The organism is Nesterenkonia sp. LB17 (genome assembly GCF_022565915.1).
In the GTDB taxonomy this organism is placed as follows: domain Bacteria; phylum Actinomycetota; class Actinomycetes; order Actinomycetales; family Micrococcaceae; genus Nesterenkonia.
Map to the genome: position 1 here is coordinate 785,591 of NZ_JAJOYX010000001.1, position 18,910 is coordinate 804,500.

At 68.1% G+C, this 18,910-nt stretch carries 15 protein-coding genes; 8 read left to right on the forward strand and 7 right to left on the reverse strand.

Going from position 1 to position 18,910, the window contains the following annotated elements; all coding sequences use genetic code 11:
• Positions 1-24: 24 nt before the first annotated feature.
• The 6 genes from LTH96_RS03580 to LTH96_RS03605 all read right to left on the reverse strand — a co-directional run bounded on the left by LTH96_RS03580 (position 25) and on the right by LTH96_RS03605 (position 6,457).
• Entirely contained in the window at positions 25-1,215 is a 1,191-nt protein-coding gene (locus LTH96_RS03580; RefSeq protein ID WP_241464365.1) for an acetyl-CoA C-acetyltransferase, read from the reverse strand.
• Between the two features lie 65 nt (positions 1,216-1,280).
• A complete protein-coding gene (locus LTH96_RS03585; RefSeq protein ID WP_241464366.1) occupies positions 1,281-1,937 on the reverse strand; it encodes a CoA transferase subunit B in 657 nt (218 codons plus the stop codon).
• A 7-nt stretch (positions 1,938-1,944) separates the two neighbouring features.
• Positions 1,945-2,727 (reverse strand): CoA transferase subunit A, encoded by a 783-nt coding sequence (locus tag LTH96_RS03590; RefSeq protein WP_241464367.1) that lies wholly within the window; start codon positions 2,725-2,727, stop codon positions 1,945-1,947.
• A gap of 82 nt (positions 2,728-2,809) precedes the next feature.
• A complete protein-coding gene (locus LTH96_RS03595) occupies positions 2,810-3,607 on the reverse strand; it encodes a 3-hydroxybutyrate dehydrogenase (RefSeq protein WP_241464368.1) in 798 nt (265 codons plus the stop codon).
• Positions 3,608-3,737: 130 nt separating this feature from the next.
• Positions 3,738-5,150 carry a GntP family permease gene (locus tag LTH96_RS03600; protein WP_241464369.1) on the reverse strand — a complete coding sequence of 471 codons (1,413 nt, stop codon included), beginning with the start codon at positions 5,148-5,150 and terminating at the stop codon, positions 3,738-3,740.
• A 128-nt stretch (positions 5,151-5,278) separates the two neighbouring features.
• A complete protein-coding gene (locus LTH96_RS03605; RefSeq protein WP_241464370.1) occupies positions 5,279-6,457 on the reverse strand; it encodes a CdaR family transcriptional regulator in 1,179 nt (392 codons plus the stop codon).
• 301 nt (positions 6,458-6,758) lie between these two features.
• On the opposite strand from LTH96_RS03605, the gene LTH96_RS03610 reads away from it, so the two are divergent.
• Positions 6,759-8,132 carry a short-chain fatty acid transporter gene (locus LTH96_RS03610; RefSeq protein ID WP_241464371.1) on the forward strand — a complete coding sequence of 458 codons (1,374 nt, stop codon included), beginning with the start codon at positions 6,759-6,761 and terminating at the stop codon, positions 8,130-8,132.
• A 20-nt stretch (positions 8,133-8,152) separates the two neighbouring features.
• On the opposite strand, the gene LTH96_RS03615 is transcribed toward LTH96_RS03610, so the two are convergent.
• Positions 8,153-8,473: a CHY zinc finger protein gene (locus LTH96_RS03615; protein WP_241464372.1), complete on the reverse strand. Its 321-nt coding sequence runs from the start codon at positions 8,471-8,473 to the stop codon at positions 8,153-8,155.
• Between the two features lie 168 nt (positions 8,474-8,641).
• Here LTH96_RS03615 and ilvD point away from each other — a divergent pair, with 168 nt between their 5' ends.
• The 7 genes from ilvD to LTH96_RS03650 all read left to right on the forward strand — a co-directional run bounded on the left by ilvD (position 8,642) and on the right by LTH96_RS03650 (position 18,895).
• Positions 8,642-10,423, forward strand: coding sequence for a dihydroxy-acid dehydratase (ilvD, locus tag LTH96_RS03620; protein ID WP_241464373.1), 1,782 nt, complete (start codon positions 8,642-8,644; stop codon positions 10,421-10,423).
• Positions 10,424-10,772: 349 nt separating this feature from the next.
• On the forward strand, positions 10,773-12,650 hold the full coding sequence (locus LTH96_RS03625) for an acetolactate synthase large subunit (RefSeq protein WP_241464374.1): 1,878 nt from the start codon (positions 10,773-10,775) through the stop codon (positions 12,648-12,650).
• Positions 12,651-12,653: 3 nt separating this feature from the next.
• Positions 12,654-13,187 (forward strand): acetolactate synthase small subunit, encoded by a 534-nt coding sequence (ilvN, locus tag LTH96_RS03630; RefSeq protein ID WP_241464375.1) that lies wholly within the window; start codon positions 12,654-12,656, stop codon positions 13,185-13,187.
• 57 nt (positions 13,188-13,244) lie between these two features.
• Entirely contained in the window at positions 13,245-14,270 is a 1,026-nt protein-coding gene (ilvC, locus tag LTH96_RS03635; protein WP_241464376.1) for a ketol-acid reductoisomerase, read from the forward strand.
• A 112-nt stretch (positions 14,271-14,382) separates the two neighbouring features.
• Complete coding sequence (gene serA / locus LTH96_RS03640) at positions 14,383-15,978, forward strand: phosphoglycerate dehydrogenase (RefSeq protein WP_241464377.1); 1,596 nt, start codon at positions 14,383-14,385, stop codon at positions 15,976-15,978.
• Positions 15,979-16,076: 98 nt separating this feature from the next.
• The gene (gene metG, locus LTH96_RS03645; RefSeq protein ID WP_241464378.1) at positions 16,077-17,687 is read left to right on the forward strand and encodes a methionine--tRNA ligase; all 1,611 of its coding nucleotides are present in this window, start codon (positions 16,077-16,079) and stop codon (positions 17,685-17,687) included.
• Positions 17,688-17,803: 116 nt separating this feature from the next.
• Positions 17,804-18,895, forward strand: a complete 1,092-nt coding sequence (locus tag LTH96_RS03650; RefSeq protein WP_241464379.1) for a 3-isopropylmalate dehydrogenase — start codon at positions 17,804-17,806, stop codon at positions 18,893-18,895.
• Positions 18,896-18,910: the final 15 nt, after the last annotated feature.

Here is an 18,910-nt window from a genome sequence, read left to right on the forward strand (position 1 = left end):
GGGGGAGGGGTCTGAACGGGCAGTTCAGCCGCGGACGGTGAGGATCAGGGCGTCACCCTGGCCTCCGCCGCCGCACAGGCCCGCGGCTCCGGTGCCGCCGCCACGGCGGGACAGCTCCAAGGCAAGGTGCAGCACCAGGCGCGCCCCGGACATGCCCACCGGGTGGCCCAGCGCGATGGCGCCGCCGTTGACGTTGAGCTTCTCCTCCGAGAGGCCCAGCTTCCGAGCCGACGCCACCCCCACGGCGGCGAACGCCTCATTGATCTCCACCAGGTCCAGTGACTCTGGGTCGATGCCCTGCTTGCGGCACGCCTCAGCGATCGCATGCGCGGGCTGCAGCTGCAGGGAGGAATCCGGTCCGGCCACCATGCCATAGGCGCCGATCTCCGCCAGGGGAGTGAGACCGAGCTCCTGCGCCTTCTCCGGGGTGGTCACGATGACGGCGCACGCACCGTCAGAGATCTGCGAGGCAGAGGCAGCCGTGATCGTGCCCTCCTTGTCGAAGGCAGGGCGCAGCTTGCCCAGCGATTCCGCCGTCGTGCCCGCTCGGATGCCCTCGTCGCGGCTGACCAGAACCGGGTCACCCTTGCGCTGGGGCACCTCGACGGGCGTGACCTCGTCGTCGAAGACGCCGTTGTCCCACGCCTGCGCGGCGCGTTCATGGGAGAGCGCAGCAAGCTGATCCTGCTCCTGCCGGGAGACCTCCGTCTCAGCCGTGTTGCAGGACTCTGTCAGGGCGCCCATGGTCTGTTGCGTGGCCTGATCGAACAGCGCGTCATAGGCCATCGAGTCCACCAGGGTCGTGTCTCCATAGGTGAAGCCCTTGCGCGAGCCCGGCAGCAGGTGCGGGGCGTTGGACATCGACTCCATGCCGCCGGCGACCACCAGCTCACACTCACCGGCGCGGATCAGCTGATCCGCGTAGGCGATGGCGCTGAGCCCCGACAGGCATACCTTGTTCACCGTCATCGCGGGCACGCGGGCAGGTATGCCTGCTCCCAGGGCGGCGGTGCGGGCCGGGTTCTGTCCCGCTCCGGCCTGGATCACCTGCCCCATGATCACGTAGTCGACCTGGTCGGTGCGGACCCCGGTCTTCTCCAGGGCGCTGCTGATGGCAGCGGACCCCAACTGGGCGGCGGTGAGCGAGGAGAGCCCGCCCATCAGCTTGCCGATCGGGGTGCGGCTTCCTCCGAGGATCACGGAACCGGGTGTCATAGCTGCTCCTTCATGTTGCGGACGACTCGTGGGTGTTCAGGACCATGCCTAGCATGTGCGGCGGCTCAGTGCAGCTCGACGCCGGTGGCTTCGCGCACCTGCTCCTCACTCACCCCCGGTGCGGTCTCCACCAGCTCCAGGCGCGGGGCGGTCTCGGTGCCCACCACGTCGATGACAGCCAGGTCGGTGATGATCCGGTTCACCACGGACTTGCCGGTCAGCGGCAGGGTGCAGGCAGGCAGGATCTTCGGGGCCCCGTCCTTCGCCACATGGTCCATCAGGCAGATGACCCGCTCCGCGCCATGGACCAGGTCCATGGCGCCGCCCATGCCCTTGACCATCTTGCCGGGCACCATCCAGTTGGCGAGGTCGCCGTTCTCGGCCACCTGCATGCCGCCGAGCACGGCGACGTCGATCTTGCCGCCGCGGATCATGCCGAAGCTGGTGGAGGAGTCGAAGAACGCCGCCCCGGGAAGCACGGTGACCGTCTCCTTGCCGGCGTTGATCAGGTCCGGGTCCACCGCGTCCTCGGTGGGGTAGGGGCCCACGCCGAGGATGCCGTTCTCGGACTGGAGCACTACGGTGCGCTCGGCCGGGATGTGGTTCGGGATCAGGGTCGGCATCCCGATGCCTAAGTTCACGTAGGCGCCGTCGGGGAGCTCCTCGGCGGCGCGGGCGGCCATCTGGTCGCGGGTCCAGCCTGCGTTGATCTCGGTGCTCATGACGTGGTCACTCCTTCTCGTCGCTGCGGACGGTGCGCTTCTCGATGGGCTTGTCGATCTCGGCGCCGACCTCCACGATCCGGTGCACGAAGACCCCGGGCAGGTGGACGGCGTCGGGGTCGATCTCCCCGGGCTCCACGAGCTCCTCCACCTGGGCGATGCAGACCCGGCCCGCCATCGCGGCGTCGGGGCTGAACTGCCGAGCGGCCTTGTTGAACACCAGGTTGCCGTGTCGGTCGCCGCGCTGGGCATGGACCAGGGAGAAGTCGGCGACGATCGACTCCTCCAGGACGAAGTCGAGCGCCCGGCCGTCGTGGACGGTGAAGGGCCTGACCTCCTTGGGCGCAGACTCCTTCGCCACGCCGCCGGAGCCGTCGTAGGTCATCGGGATGCCGCCCTCGGCGACCTGCGTGCCCACTCCGGAGCGGGTGTAGAACGCCGGGATGCCCGCGCCGCCGGCGCGCATCTTCTCCGCGAGAGTGCCCTGCGGGACCAGCTCCAGCTCGAGCTCGCCCTCCAGGTATTGGCGAGCGAACTCCTTGTTCTCGCCCACATAGGACGAGGTCATCTTCACGATCCGGCGGGCCGCCAACAGGATGCCCAGGCCCCAGCCGTCCACGCCGCAGTTGTTGGACGCGACGGAGAGCCCGGAGGCGCCCTGCTCCAGCAGCGCCTCGATGAGCTGGATCGGATTGCCGGAGAGGCCGAAGCCTCCCACGGCGAGCGAGGCTCCGTCAGGGATGTCGGCGACGGCCTCGGCGGCGGTCGCTACGGTCTTGTCGATGGTCATGGGCCCTCCTCAGGGACTTGGGGCGGTTGGGCTTGGGACTGTGAGAGTGCAGGTCTGCTGGATGCTCCGCGTGATGGTCTGCTCAGCTCGCGGTCCATCCTCCGTCGATGGCGTAGGACGTGCCGGTCACCATGCCGGCGGCGTCGGAGACCAGCCACGTGGCCAGGGAGGCCACCTCCTCGGGCTCCACCAGCCGCTTCACGGCAGACTCGGTGAGCATGATCTGCTCGACCACCTGGTCCTCACCGATGCCGTGGATGCGGGCCTGGTCTGCGATCTGCTTCTCCACCAGCGGGGTGCGCACATAGGCGGGGTTGAGGCAGTTGGAGGTCACCCCGTGCTCGGCGCCCTCCAGGGCGGTGACCTTGGAGAGCCCCTCCAGCGCATGCTTGGCAGTCACGTAGGCGGACTTATAAGGGCTGGCCCGCAGGCCATGGACCGATGAGATGTTGAGGATCCGGCCGAAGCCGCGCTCGTACATGCCTGGGAGGGCGGCGCGGATCAGCAGGAACGGAGACTCCACCATCAGCCGGTGCATGAATCGCCAGGCCTCGGGGTCGAACTCGTGCAGGGGCGCGACCCGCTGGATGCCGGCGTTGTTGACCAGGATGTCAGCGTCGTGGAGTCCCGTCTCGGCCGTGACCTCCTCCAGGGCCGCGGTCTCGGCGAGGTCCACCGTCCATGAGGTGCCGCCGATCTCTGCTGCCAGGGCCTCGGCGGCTTCGCCGTCGCGGTCGCAGACCGTCACCTGGGCCCCGGCGGCGGCGAAGGCCCGCACACAGGCCGCACCGATGCCGGAGGCCCCGCCGGTGACGACGGCGCGCCGACCGCTCAGCGCATCGGCCGGGATCGGTGAGCTGCGAGTCGGGTGGGGGTTCATGAGGCTCCTTCAGAAGGGTCGGTATGGAACGGGACGGACGGGATGGCGGGGGACGGGATGGCGGGGGACGGGATGGCGTGGGACGGGATGGCGTGGGACGCGGCGGACGCGGCACGCCCGTTCCCGTGGATCAGAACCCGCCGACGGCCGAGACCAGCGCGATCAGCGCGGCGACGACCAGCACCGGGATGACAAGCGTCACCATACCGATGTCCTTATAGGACTGACGATGGGTGAGGCCACAGACGATCAGCAGCGTGACGACGGCACCCGAGTGGGGCAGCGTGTCCAGGCCGCCTGCGGCCATGGCGGTCAACCGGTGCATCATCTCCAGGCTCATGCCTTCGGCCTCGGCCATTCCGCGCAGGTCATCGCCCAGGGCGTTCAGGGCGATGGTCATGCCGCCGGAGGAGGAGCCGGTCAGCCCGGCGGTGATCGAGGTCGTGACCACGGATGTCACCAGCGCGTTGGCGCCCATGCCGAAGACCGAATCACGGATCACGATGAAGGCGGCCACCGAGGCGACGACGGCGCCGTAGCCGACCTCGGAGGCGGTGGAGAAGATCGGCAGCATGGAGCGCTTGACGCCGTCGTTGAATCCGATCTTCAGGATGCTCCACTGTCCGAAGTTCATCGCGACGATCAGTCCGATGGCGACCACGATGCCCACCACCACGGCCCACAGGCCCGCGCGGGAGTCGTAGGTGATGGCCCCGAAGGTGTCCTCCTGCAGATAGGACCAGTCCATGGCCGGGAAGATCAGCAGGGTGCAGGCGAAGTTCACCGCGAAGACGGTCAGCAGCGGCAGGAACGGAACCAGGCGGTTGGGTGGGGCGATCGTGGTGGTGACCGAGGAGCCGTCGTCGGCCGACCCTCCGATGACCTTCTTGGACTCCAGGGACTCGAAGTGCTCGCCCTTGGCGATCAGGCTGCGACGGCGGTGCTCCAGCCACACCATGCCCAGGCCGAAGATCAGGATCCCGCCGAGGACGCCCACCCCCGGGCCGGCGTAGGCATCGGTGCCGAAGAACTGCCCGGGGATGATGTTCTGCACCTGCGGGGAACCGGGCAGGGCGGTCATGGTGAAGGTGAAGATGCCCAGCGCGATGGTGCCGGGGATCAGCCGGCGCGGGATGTCGGCCACTCGGAACAGCTCGCGAGCCAGCGGATACATCACGAACGCGACCACGAAGAGGCTGATCCCGCCGTAGGTCATCAGTGCCGAGGTGATCACCGTGGCGGCGATCGCTCGGCGGCTTCCGATCCAGCCGGTCACGGTGCGCGCGATCGACTCTGCGTATCCGGTCACGGTCATCAGGATCCCGAAGATGGCCCCGACCAGGAAGACCGGGAACCAGCTGCCCACGAAGCCGGCCATCGCCGGCATGAACACCTCGGTGTAGGAGGCCAGGATGGGGGCCCCGGAGAACAGCACGCAGACGACTGCGGAGAGCGGAGCGGCCAGGATCACCGGCACGCCGCGATAGGCGAGGGTGATGAGCAGCAGCAGGGACACGATGATGCCGACGATGCCCAGAATCATGGGGGTCTCCTTGTGGAGGGTGGTGAGCGAGTGACGACCGTCACGGCGTCGTAGATCAGCATGCACGCCGGAATGTGACGTGGGCTACATCCATCCGTTCAACAGTGGAGCGCCCGTTTCGTAGCTGGCTACGAATGCGTCCCGTGGGGGAGTGTGCCCCGATGTGCTGCGAGCACCCAGGAGAGCTCGACGAGCGTGTCGAGGTCTCCCAGATCAGCCCCGACCATCTCCTGGAACCTCTGCAGCCGGTAGCGCAGCGTGTTGGCGTGCACCGGGATGCTGCGGGCGGCCAGTGGAATGCTCAGCCGGTTGCGCAGGTAGGCGTCCACGGCCTCGAGCACATGCTCGCCGAATGCGCCGGCCTCGGCCAGGGGCTGCAGGTGGCGCTCCTGCAGCAGTGCGGTGACCTCCGGGCTGGCGTGGACCCCGGCTCGCCAGGAGAGGCGTTCCAGGTCCACCACCCCGGTCTGCCCCACGGCCGCGGCTGCGCGCAGCGCCGTGGAGGCGGACTCGAAGGATCGAGGCAGCCCCTCCAGGGTCACCGCCGCGCCGAGCCCGAGGGTCAGCCGGTCCGGCTCCGCGCTCAGCGGCGGCTCGCCGATGAGGATGCCCACCAGCGTGCTGGCGCGCACGGCCGTGAGCACGCGGATTCCCGCCCGGTCGGCCCAGTCCTGGAGCCGCCGCTGGTGTTCGAGGTCCTCTTCCGGCTGTGAGTGCGCGGCCAGCGCGCGCAGCGGTGCGGCGGTGGGGATGTCGTAGAGGGCGGCGCCGCGGGCCAGCTCGGTCGGCTCCATCCAGGTGGCGACGGCGTCACCGATCCAGGCCGCGCGCCGGGTGGAGTCAGCCAGAGCTCGCGAGACGTCCTTGTCCCGGTAGACGAGCACCGCGCGGGTGGAGAACGCGTCTCCCAGCTCCCACAGCAGGGTGGAGGAGGCCAGGACCTGATCTGCGGGGATGCCGTGGTCCGGGGCGTGGTCCAGCAGCCGGTGCAGGATCACCGACATGCAGGTCCGGAAGCCGGCGAGCACGCTCTCCACGGGCACTCCCTGGGCGTGTCGTTCCGAGGCCAGGGCGTCAGCTTCGGCGACGTCGTCGGAGGAGGGTTCGAAGCCGGCGCGGACCGTGCGGATGCTCAGCGCGATGTTGCGCCGCACCGATGCCTGCAGGGCGGAGGTGGGGACGTCGTGGTAGCCGGGCACCGTGGCGCGAATGTTGCCGATGGTCTCCTCGAGGATGCTGCCGTCCGCCTCGAGAGCGGCCAGCAGCTGGTCCCAGGCGGCCTCGGCGCGACCCTCATCCGCTGTCATGGGGCTCACGATACCGCCGCCCTGCGCCGAGCAGGAGCATGGCGCGGTTCCCGCGCTGGAGCCTCCCGGCGTTCCGGAGCAGGTCTTCTGCAGACGATTTGCTTAGCGTCGTGATCTGAGTCACATTGGGGGTGACGGGGCCGGATCGCCCCACCTTCTGCGCATCTGAACTCAAGGAGCTCACCCTGATGGTTGCCCGATATCCCTCTGCCCCTGAGGCGCTGGATCGTCTGTCCTTCGACGGCATGACCCTCCTCGTCGGAGGGTTCGGTCTCAGCGGCATCCCCGCTGAGCGTGCCGTATGACCACTTCGCGGCAGTCTGCCGCAGGCAACAGCGCCGTACTCGGCAGGGTGATGCGGCCGCTGAACTCCCTGGTGGAGAAGCTGATCCCCTCGGCCCTGGTCTTTGCCATCGTCCTGACCTTCATCGTGGGCATCCTGGCGCTGGTCTTCACCGACGCCGGCCCTGTGCAGGTCGTCGAAGAATGGGGCATCGGCCTGGCTGGGCTGCTGGAGTTCATCACCCAGATGGCCCTCATCCTGTTCCTCGGCTATATCCTGGCCAACACGCGACCCGCCCGAAAGCTGCTCCGCCGCCTGGCCACAGTCCCCAGAACAGCAATCCAGGCCTACCTGTTCGTGTTCTTCATCGCCGCCCTGGCAAGCCTCATCACCTGGGGACTGGGACTGGTGGTCGGCGGTCTGCTGGCACGCGAAGTTGCCCACGTCTTCCGGGAACGCCAGATTCCCGTGCACTTTCCCATGCTGGTGGCCTCGGGGTTCTCCGGATTCGTGGTCTGGCATATGGGCTACTCCGCCTCCGGGCCGCTGACCGCAGCCACCCCAGATTCCTTCGTGGCAGACCAGCTGGGCGCTCCGCTGCCCGTGGGGGAGACGATCTTCTCCACCTGGAACATCATCGCCTGCATCGTCACCATCGCAGTGGTCGCCCTGGCCCTGTATCTGGTGGCGCCCCGGGACAGCAAGTCGGTGGTCCCGCTGGCGGTGGACGCACGCGAGGCCGATGTCGAGATCGACGACGCCGTCGAAACCCCCGCTGACCGCGTGGACGCCTCTCGCATTCCCACGCTGCTGATCGGCCTGATGCTGGTGGCCTATCTGATCATCCACTTCAGCGGCGGCGGCACCCTGACGCTGGATGTAGTCAACTGGAGCTTCCTGGGGCTGATCATGCTGCTGGTCCGCAATCCCTTCGAACTGATCGCCCTGACCAAGCAGGCCGCCTCGAATGTGGGCGAGATCCTGCTGCAGTTCCCGCTGTACGCGGGCATCCTGGGCATCATGGCCGGCACCGGGCTGATGACCGTCATCTCAGAGGCCTTCGTGGCGATCTCCACTGCGCAGACTTTCGCGCTCTTCGCGTTCCTCTCCGCCGGTCTGGTGAACTTCTTCGTGCCCTCCGGGGGCGGACAGATCGCCGTGCAGGCCCCGATCCTGCTCGAGGCCGCAGAGGCGCTCAGCGTGGATCCCGCTATCGCCATCATGGCTGTGGCCTATGGAGACCAGTGGACGAACATGATTCAGCCGTTCTGGGCGCTGCCGCTGCTGGCGATCGCGGGGCTGAAGATGCGCGACATCCTCAGCTACACCACGATCGTGCTCATCGCCTCCGGCATCGTCTTCGGCGCAACCCTGCTCATCGTCTCGATGTGACGGCCCCGCGCTAGACGGGGTCAGAGCTCGAAGTAGAACTCGTGATGCGTCGCGCACCCAGGGTTGAACCCTGCTCCGCAGTCCGCGCAGGCCTCCGCGACCAGGTACTCGGCGATGCTGAATCGGTGGCGGCAGACCCCGCAGAGCAGGGCGCGCTCGGCCCGGCGCCCCAGCGGCCAGCGGCTGATCGGGTGCGCCTCGGCCTCCTGGTGACACTTCAGACAGGGATACCAGCGGTCGCAGCAGAAGAACCGGATCGCGACGACGTCCAGCGGCCCCGCGTAGTGCCGGCAGCGGGTCTGCTCATCGACCGCGGCGCCGCGGATCACAGGCTCATCCATGCGCCCGAGGCTATCGGAATCTGCGCCATCCGCCCCTCAACGAACAGGTGGTGCGCCCCTCAATGCGCAGGCAGCGCAGCATCCCTCCACCCCAGCGGAATTCTGCATCGTGAGACGGGCGGCGGTGCGAGTGTGCCGGGACACGTTCGCAGGCATAGAATCCAGAGCATGGCTGAGCGCACCGCAGAGACCCCAGAGAACACCCCTGACATCGTCGCGGGCAAGGCACCCTTCACCCCGCCCACCGCGGTCACCGGACCATCGAGTCCGGAGAAGCCGCGCAGCTGGGAGGTCACCGACGGCTACACCCGCGCCCCGGCGCGCGGGATGCTGCGTGCGGTAGGCATGGGCGACGACGACTTCTCCAAGGCGCAGATCGGCATCGCCAGCTCTTGGAACGAGATCACCCCCTGCAACCTGTCCCTGGACCGCCTGGCCAAGGCCTCCAAGGAAGGTGTGCACGCCGGCGGCGGCTACCCGATGGAATTCGGCACCATCTCGGTCTCCGACGGCATCTCCATGGGCCACGAGGGCATGCACTACTCGCTGGTCTCCCGCGAGGTCATCGCCGACTCCGTGGAGACCGTCATCCAGGCCGAGCGGCTCGACGGCTCGGTGCTGCTCGCCGGCTGCGACAAGTCCCTGCCCGGCATGCTCATGGCCGCGGCTCGGCTCAACCTCTCCAGCGTGTTCCTCTACGCCGGCTCGATCATGCCCGGCGTGGCCCGCTTCGCCGACGGCACCGAGAAGCAGGTCACCCTCATCGACGCCTTCGAAGGTGTGGGCGCCTGCGCCCGCGGCACCATCAGCGAGGCCGACCTCGACGTCATCGAACGCGCCATCTGCCCCGGCGAAGGCGCCTGCGGAGGCATGTACACCGCCAACACCATGGCCTGCATCGGCGAGGCCCTGGGCATGTCGCTTCCCGGCTCCGCCGCCCCGCCCTCGGCCGACCGCCGCCGCGACCACTACGCGCACAAGTCCGGCGAGGCCGTGGTGGAGCTGCTCCGCCAGGGCATCACCACTTCAGACATCCTCACCAAGAAGGCCTTCGAGAACGCCATCGCGGTGACCATGGCCTTCGGCGGCTCCACCAACGCGGTGCTGCACCTGCTGGCCATCGCCCGCGAGGCCGGGGTGGAGCTCGAGCTCGAAGACTTCAACCGCATCGGCGACAAGGTCCCTCACCTCGGTGACCTCAAGCCCTTCGGTCAGTACGTGATGGCCGACGTCGACCGGGTCGGGGGAGTGCCCGTGGTCATGCGCGCACTGCTCGACGCCGGCCTGATCCACGGCGACGCGCTCACCGTGACCGGCAAGACCGTGGCAGAGAACCTCGAATCGATCAACCCGCCGGACATCGACGGCAAGATCATCCGCGCGCTGAACAACCCGATGCACCCCAACGGGGGCATCGCCGTGCTGCACGGGTCACTGGCACCCGAGGGCGCGGTGGTGAAGTCCGCCGGCTTCGACGCCGAGGTCTTCGAAGGCACCGCCCGAGTCTTCGAACGCGAGCAGCAGGCGCTCAAGGCGCTCGAGGAGGGCCGGATCCAGGCGGGCGACGTCGTCGTCATCCGCTATGAGGGCCCCAAGGGCGGTCCGGGCATGCGCGAGATGCTGGCCATCACCGGAGCCATCAAGGGCGCCGGGCTGGGCAAGGACGTTCTGCTGATCACCGACGGGCGCTTCTCCGGGGGCACCACCGGTCTGTGCATCGGGCACATCGCTCCCGAAGCGGTCGACGGCGGCCCCATCGCCTTCGTCGCCGACGGTGACCTCATCCGGATCGACATCGCTGGGCGCAGCATCGAGCTCGTCGTGGACGCGGCCGAGCTCGCCACCCGGCAGCAGGACTGGACCCCGCTGCCGCCGTTCATCACCACCGGTGTGCTCGGCAAATACGCCAAGCTGGTCCGCTCCGCCGCAGAGGGCGCCTACTGCGGCTGAGGCCGCGCGCGCAGTGTCAGCAACCCGGATTCCCACGATGTGAGACGGGCATCCGGGATGTTGACACTGATCACGGGCCAGGGAAGCATGGACGCCATGCGTCAACTACTAGCGGTAGTACCCGTACCCGCCGCCGGGGGACATGTGAAGTGATTCACACGCCTCAGGTCGGCCGCTCGTCTGCCTCACCGAGGCAGCCGAACGGTTGAACTGGAGCTGACGCATCCGCTCACCCCGGCAGAAGGCCCCATAGGCTTCTCAGCCGGGGTTTTCTCTTGACCGGAGCGGATCCGCCACGGATCAGAGATTTCTTGGATCAGCAATTCGGGAACCAGAGACTGAGGAAAAGATGAGCAATCTGACAGCCACGAGCCCAGCCATGCTGGCCTCCAAAGCATCCAGCAGCGCCGCTGGGACTTCCCCGGACCCGCGCATCTACGGTCCCGGCCGCACGGTGGAGCCGGTAGCGGCCACCGGCGCCGAATCGATCATTCGCAGCCTCGAGTCACTCGGCGTGACAGACGTCTTCGGCATCCCCGGCGGCACCATCCTGCCCACCTATGACCCGCTGATGGACTCCGAGCAGATCAACCACATCCTGGTGCGCCACGAGCAGGGCGGCGGCCACGCCGCCCAGGGCTACGCGATGGTCACCGGTCAGGTGGGCGTCTGCTTCGCCACCTCCGGCCCCGGCGCGACGAACCTGGTCACCCCGATGGCCGACGCCCACATGGACTCCGTGCCGATGGTCGCGATCACCGGCCAGGTCAACGCCGCGGTCATCGGCACCGATGCGTTCCAGGAGGCCGACATCGTCGGCATCGCCACCCCGATCACCAAGCACTCCTTCCTGGTCACCGACGCCGACCAGATCCCGAAGGTCATGGCAGAGGCCTTCCACCTGGCCTCCACCGGTCGGCCCGGCCCGGTGCTGGTGGACATCACCAAGTCCGCCCAGGTCGCCCAGACCACCTTCGCCTGGCCGCCGAAGATCGAGCTCAACGGCTACCGTCCGGTCACCCGCGGGCATTCCAAGCAGATCCGCGAGGCCGCGAAGCTGATCCAGGCCGCCTCCCGCCCGGTGTTCTACATCGGCGGCGGCATGATCAAGGCTGAGGCCTCCGAGGAGTTCTACGCGCTGGCCGAGACCGTCGGCGCACCGGTGGTCAACACGCTCATGGCCCGCGGCGCCTTCCCGGATTCGCACCAGCAGAACCTGGGAATGCCCGGGATGCACGGCACGGTCTCCGCCGTCGCCGCGCTGCAGCGCTCGGACCTGCTGATCACCCTCGGCGCGCGCTTCGATGACCGGGTCACCGGGCAGCTGGAGAGCTTCGCCCCGGACGCGAAGGTCATCCACGCCGACATCGACCCCGCCGAGATCTCGAAGAACCGCGCGGCCGACGTGCCGATCGTCGGCTCGCTCAAGGAGATCGTGCCCGAGCTGACCTTCGCCTTCGACGCGCTGGTGACCAAGCACGGACGCACCGACATCAGCGGCTGGTGGAAGCAGCTCAACCGCTTCCGCGAGACCTACCCGCTGGGCTACACCACCCCGGAGGACGGGAAGATCGCCCCGCAGCAGGTCATCGAGAAGATCAACCAGGCCGCCGGTCCCGAGGCCGTCTACGTGGCCGGCGTCGGGCAGCACCAGATGTGGTCCTCGCAGTTCGTCAAGTACGAGCGGCCGCGGCAGTGGCTGAACTCCGGCGGGCTCGGCACCATGGGCTACGCGGTGCCTGCCGCCATGGGCGCCCAGGTGGGCAACCCGGACCGGGTGGTCTGGGCCATCGACGGCGACGGCTGCTTCCAGATGACCAACCAGGAGCTCGCCACCTGCGCGATCAACAAGATCCCGATCAAGGTCGCGGTGATCAACAACTCCTCGCTGGGCATGGTGCGGCAGTGGCAGACCCTCTTCTACGAGTCCCGCTACTCCAACACCCACCTCAACACCTCGGTGTCCGACTCCGGCGGGGAGATCGTTCGGATCCCCGACTTCCTCAAGCTCGCCGAGGCCTACGGCTGCGTGGGGCTGCGCTGTGAGCGTCCCGAGGACATCGACGCCGTGATCGCCGAGGCCATGGCGATCAACGACCGCCCGGTGGTCGTGGACTTCGTGGTCTCGCGGGACTCGATGGTCTGGCCGATGGTCCCTGCAGGGGTCTCCAACAGCGACATCCAGTTCGCGCACAACCTGACCCCGCAGTGGGACGAGGAGGACTAAAGCATGGGCACACATGACATCGTCTCGCCGGAGCAGCGACGCACCCTCTCGGTCCTGGTCGAGGACGTCCCCGGCGTGCTGACCAAGGTCTCCGGACTCTTCGCCCGCCGCGCGTTCAACATCCACTCGCTGGCGGTGGGTCCCTCCGAGCTGCCGGGGCTGAGCCGGATCACAGTGGTGGTCGACGCCGACTCCAAGCTGCTCGAGCAGATCACCAAACAGCTGAACAAGCTGATCAACGTCATCAAGATCATCGAGCTGGCACCGGAGAACTCGGTCCAGCGCGAACACCTGCTGATCAAGGTGAAGGCCGACTCGCCCACCCGTCTGCAGGTCACCCAGGCCGTCGAGCTCTTCCGCGCCAAGATCGTGGACGTCTCCGTGGACTCACTGACCGTCGAGGCCACCGGCGCGCCTGACAAGCTCAATGCTCTGCTGGAGGTCCTGGAACCCTTCGGAGTCCGCGAGATCGTGCGGTCCGGCGGGCTCGCGATCTCCCGCGGCGCGAAGTCCATGACCGACAGAGCGCTGCGCTGAACACCACCTCGGAACCACTGACCTGTAACCCCACCCCCACCATGAGGAGCCCTCACTGTGACTGATCTCTATTACGACGACGACGCCGACCTGTCCGTGCTCAGCGGCAAGAAGGTCGCTGTCATCGGCTACGGATCGCAGGGCCATGCCCACGCGCTGTCCCTGCGCGACTCAGGCGTCGACGTCGTCGTCGGTCTGAAGGCCGACTCCAGCTCCAAGGCCAAGGCCGAGGAGCAGGGCCTGACCGTGAAGACCGTGGCCGAGGCATCCGCCGAGGCCGACGTCATCATGATCCTGGTCCCGGACCAGCACCAGGCCGCGGTCTACTCCGCCGAGATCGCCCCGCACCTGGTGCCCGGCAACGTGCTGCTGTTCTCCCACGGCTTCAACATCCGCTTCGGCTACATCGAGGCGCCCACCGAGGTCGGCGTCGCGATGGTCGCTCCGAAGGGACCGGGCCACGTGGTCCGCCGCGAGTACGAGGCCGGCCGCGGCGTGCCCGCCCTGATCGCCGTGGAGCAGGACCCCTCCGGCCAGGCCAAGTCCATCGCGCTGGCCTACGCCAAGGGCATCGGCGGCACCCGCGCCGGCGTCATCGAGACCACCTTCACCGAAGAGACCGAGACCGACCTCTTCGGCGAGCAGGCAGTCCTCTGCGGCGGCGCCTCCCAGCTGGTGCAGTACGGCTTCGAGACCCTCACCGAGGCCGGCTACAAGCCCGAGATCGCCTACTTCGAGGTGCTCCACGAGCTCAAGCTGATCGTGGACCTGATGGTCGAGGGCGGGCTGACCAAGCAGCGCTGGTCCATCTCCGACACCGCAGAGTTCGGCGACTACGTCTCCGGCCCCCGCGTGATCTCCCCGGAGGTCAAGGAGAACATGAAGGCAGTCCTCGCCGACATCCAGTCCGGAGCCTTCGCGAAGCGCTTCATGGATGACCAGCGCGACGGCGGCAAGGAGTTCAACGAGCTCCGCAAGAAGAACGAGTCGCACCCGATCGAGTCCACCGGACGCGAGCTGCGCAAGCTCTTCTCCTGGATCCCGCAGGATGATGACTACACCGAGGGCACGACCGCTCGATGAGCTGACACGGTGAGCGGGGCGGGTCATGGCGGCCCGCCCCGCTCACCGTCTTCGCGTGCACCACCCATCACGAAGCCATCCCTAGAAGCGCCCCGAGCAGAAGAAGGACATTGTGAGCACTCACCGCCCCGTCGTCGTACTTGCCGAAGAACTCTCACCCGCCACCGTCGATGCGCTGGGACCGGACTTTGAGATCCGCCAGTCTGACGGCACCGACCGGGAGCGGCTCTTCGCCGATCTCGCCGACGCCGACGCCATCATGGTGCGCTCTGCCACCCAGGTCGACGCCGAGGTGCTCTCCCACGCCAAGCAGCTGAAGGTCGTCGCCCGGGCAGGCGTGGGTCTGGACAATGTCGACATCAAGGCCGCCACCGCGGCCGGTGTGATGGTCGTGAACGCCCCGACCTCGAACATCACCTCCGCCGCGGAGCTCACCTGCGCCCACATCCTGGGCCTGGCCCGACACATCTCCCCGGCGCACCAGTCGCTGCGCGACGGCGGGTGGAAGCGCTCGAAGTACTCCGGCATGGAGCTCGCGGAGAAGACCCTCGGCGTGATCGGCCTGGGCCGCATCGGCGGACTCGTGGCCGAGCGGATGAAGGCCTTCGACATGGAGGTCATCGCCTACGACCCCTACGTGACCTCCGCCCGGGCCCACCAGCTCGGCGCCCAGCTGGTCACCCTGGATGAGCTCTACGCGAAGTCCGACGTGATCACCATCCACATGCCGAAGACCCCCGAGACCCTGAACATGCTCAACACCGAGGCCTTCGCGAAGATGAAGGACACCGCGTTCGTGGTCAACGTCGCCCGCGGCGGTCTGATCGACGAGGCCGACCTGGAGCAGGCCCTGGCCGAGGGCGCCATCGGCGGCGCAGCCGTCGACGTGTTCGCCACCGAGCCCTCCACCGATCTGCCCTTCTTCACCCGCGACAACGTGGTGGTCACCCCACACCTGGGCGCCTCCACCGCCGAGGCCCAGGAGAAGGCCGGCGTCTCCGTGGCGAAGTCCGTGCGCCTGGCCCTGGCCGGCGAGCTGGTCCCCGACGCGGTCAACGTCGCCGGCGGCGCCATCGACGAGCTGGTCCGTCCCGGGATCCCGCTGATCGAGAAGCTCGGCCGGATCCTCAACGCCCTGGCCACCGAGGCGTTCACCGATATCGAGACCGAGGCCGCCGGCGAGATCGCCGAGCTCAACGTCTCGGCGCTGCAGCTCGCCGCCCTGAAGGGCCTGTTCACCGACGTCGTCTCGGAGCAGGTCTCCTACGTCAACGCCCCGGTGCTCGCCGAGCAGCGCGGGATCTCCACCCGGCTGACCACCACCACCGAGGTCGAGGACTACCGCAACGCGCTCACCGTGCGCGGCGCCACCAGCTCCGGGACCAACCTGGAGGTCCGCGGCACCCTCACCGGACCCAAGCAGATCCAGAAGATCGTCGGGATCAACGGCTACGACCTGGAGATCGCGCTCACCGAGCACCTGGTGGTGCTCGAATACGCCGACCGCCCCGGCGTCGTCGGCGCCCTGGGCCGGATCCTGGGGGAGCACCAGGTCAACATCGCCGGGATGCAGGTCTCGCAGAACACCAAGGAGGGCCGCGCGCTGGCAGTGCTGGCCATCGACGCCGCGCTGCCCGCCGGGGTGCTGGACTCGATCAACGCCGAGGTCCAGGCCAATCTGGCCGCCGAGGTCGACCTCGAGGACTGAGCTCAGCGCTGATCCGGTGCAGGTCCCGGTGCAGGTCTCGAGGACCGAGTCCTGCACCGGGATCTTCACCGGGCAACCGCGTGGGGTAAATTCCTAGGGTGACTTCTTCCAAGCCCCCGTTCTACATCACCACTGCGATCTCCTATCCCAATGGGACGCCGCATATCGGCCACGCCTATGAGTACATCGCCTCCGACGCGATGGCGCGCTTCAAGCGCCTCGACGGACACGAGACCTACTTCCTCACCGGCACCGATGAGCACGGGCAGAAGATGCAGCAGTCCGCGGAGAAGGAGGGCATCTCTCCGCGCGAGCTGGCCACCAGGAACTCGGCGGAGTTCAAGCGGGTCGACGACGACGTCCTGGGCGTCTCCTACGACCGCTTCATCCGCACCACTGACGAGGATCACTACGCCGCGTCGACCGCCATCTGGCGACGCATGGTCGAGGCCGGGGACATCTACCTGGACAAGTACGCCGGCTGGTACTCGGTGCGCGACGAGCGGTTCTTCACCGCCGACGAGACCGAGCTCCGCGCCGACGGCGAGCGCTACGCCACCGAGACCGGCACCCCGGTGACCTGGACCGAGGAGGAGTCGTACTTCTTCAGGCTCTCGAAGTACCAGCAGCCGCTGCTCGACTTCTACCGGGACAACCCCGACTTCGGCGGACCGCGCACCCGCTTCAACGAGGTCATCCGGTTCGTGGAGTCGGGTCTGGACGACCTCTCGATCTCCCGGACCACCTTCGACTGGGGCGTCCCGGTGCCGAAGGACCTCACCGCGCCCGAGACCGGCCTGGACCACGTGATGTATGTCTGGGTGGACGCGCTGACCAACTACCTCACCGGCGTCGGCTTCCCAGACACCGAGTCCGAGAGCTTCGCCAAGTTCTGGCCCGCCGACGTCCACGTCATCGGCAAGGACATCTCCCGCTTCCACTGCATCTTCTGGCCGGCGTTCCTGATGAGCGCGCAGCTCGAGCTGCCGAAGCGGGTGATGATCCACGGCTTCCTGCACAACGCCGGGGAGAAGATGTCCAAGTCCGTGGGCAATGTGGTGGCCCCCGCCGACTGGGTCGCCGAATACGGGCTCGACGCCGTGCGGTTCTTCCTGCTGCGCGAGTTCCCCTTCGGCCAGGACGGCTCGTACACCCATGAGGCCGTGCTGGGCCGGAAGAACTCCGATCTGGCGAACAATCTGGGCAACCTCGCCCAGCGCTCGCTGTCGATGATCGCCAAGAACTGTGACGAGATGATCCCTCAGCCGGGTGAGCGCACCGCCGCTGACCGCCGGATCCTGGCCCAGGCCGATGAGCTGCTGGAGATCAGCCGCGAGGCCTATGACATGCAGGACTTCCACCGCGCCCTGGAGCGGACCTGGTTCGTCCTCGGGGAGGCCAACGCCTACTTCGCCGAGCAGGAGCCCTGGAAGCTCAAGAAGACCGACCTCTCCCGGATGAACACGGTGCTCTTCGTGACCGCCGAGGTGGTGCGCAAGGTCGCGCTGCTCGCGCAGCCGGTCATGCCGGAGTCCGCCAGCAGGCTCCTGGACGCGCTGAACGTCGAGGCCGCCGGCGACGCCGGACGGACCAACGCCTCCGGTGCGGGCCCGCGCAGCTTCGAAGCCTTCCACACCGAGCTTCTCCCCGGCACCGTGCTGGCCAAGCCCACGCCGATCTTCCCTCGCCACGAGGAGAAGACCGACTGAGCAGGGGAGATCACCGCCCTGCGGGCAGCAGCTCCACGGTGCGGGCCTGATCTCAGATGCTGAGAGGCTGCGCCGACCCTGTCGTCCTGCCGGGACCCAGCACATAGAGTGACGCTATGGCTCAGAACACATTTGACATCGCAGTAATCGGCGGCGACGGCATCGGACCCGAGGTGGTCGCGGAGGCCCGGAAGGTGCTCGACGCCGCGCTGGCCCCGGAGGGCGCCGAGTTCACCTACACCGAGTACTCCCTGGGCGCCGAGCACTGGCTCACCACCGGAGAGACCCTCACCCAAGAGACGCTGCAGGCCCTGCGCGGGCACGACGCGATCCTCTTCGGTGCGGTGGGCGCCGACCCGCTGGACACCCGGGTGCCCTCCGGGATCATCGAGCGTGAGCTGCTGCTGGGACTGCGCTTCAACCTCGACCACTGCGTGAACCTGCGCCCCACCCGCTCCTACCCCGGGGTCGTGTCCCCGCTGCGCGGCGTGGACGAGGAGAACCCGATCGACTTCGTCGTCGTCCGCGAGGGCACCGAGGGTCCCTACGCCGGCAACGGCGGGCTGCTGCGCCGCGGCACCGACGCGGAGATCGCCACCGAGGTCTCGGTCAACACCGCCTACGGCGTGCGCCGCGTGGTCCAGGACGCCTTCGTCCGCGCCCAGGCCCGGGACAAGCACCTGACCCTGGTGCACAAGAACAACGTGCTGACCTACTCCGGCGACCTCTGGACCCGGACGACGGCGGCCGTCGCCGAGTCCTTCCCGGACGTGCGCTGGGACTACATGCACGTCGACGCGGCCACCATCCACATGGTCAACAACCCGCAGCGCTTTGACGTGATCGTCACCGACAACCTCTTCGGCGACATCCTCACCGACCTGGCCCCGGCCGTCACCGGCGGCATCGGCCTGGCCGCCTCGGCCTCGATCAACACCGCCGGCACCGCGCCGTCGATGTTCGAACCGGTGCACGGCTCCGCCCCGGACATCGCCGGCAAGGCGATCGCCGACCCCACCGCGGCGGTGCTCTCCGCTGCGCTGATGCTCGATCACCTGGGTCTGAGCGAGGCCGCGGCCCGGGTGGAGGCCGCGGTCCACGCGCAGCTGAGCCAGTGGGCGCAGGACGGGATCTCCGGGCTGAACACCAGCCAGCGCGGCGACGCCTTCGTGGCGCGCCTGTCCGGCCGCACCGCGCCCGTCAGCTGAACCGGGCCCGACCCG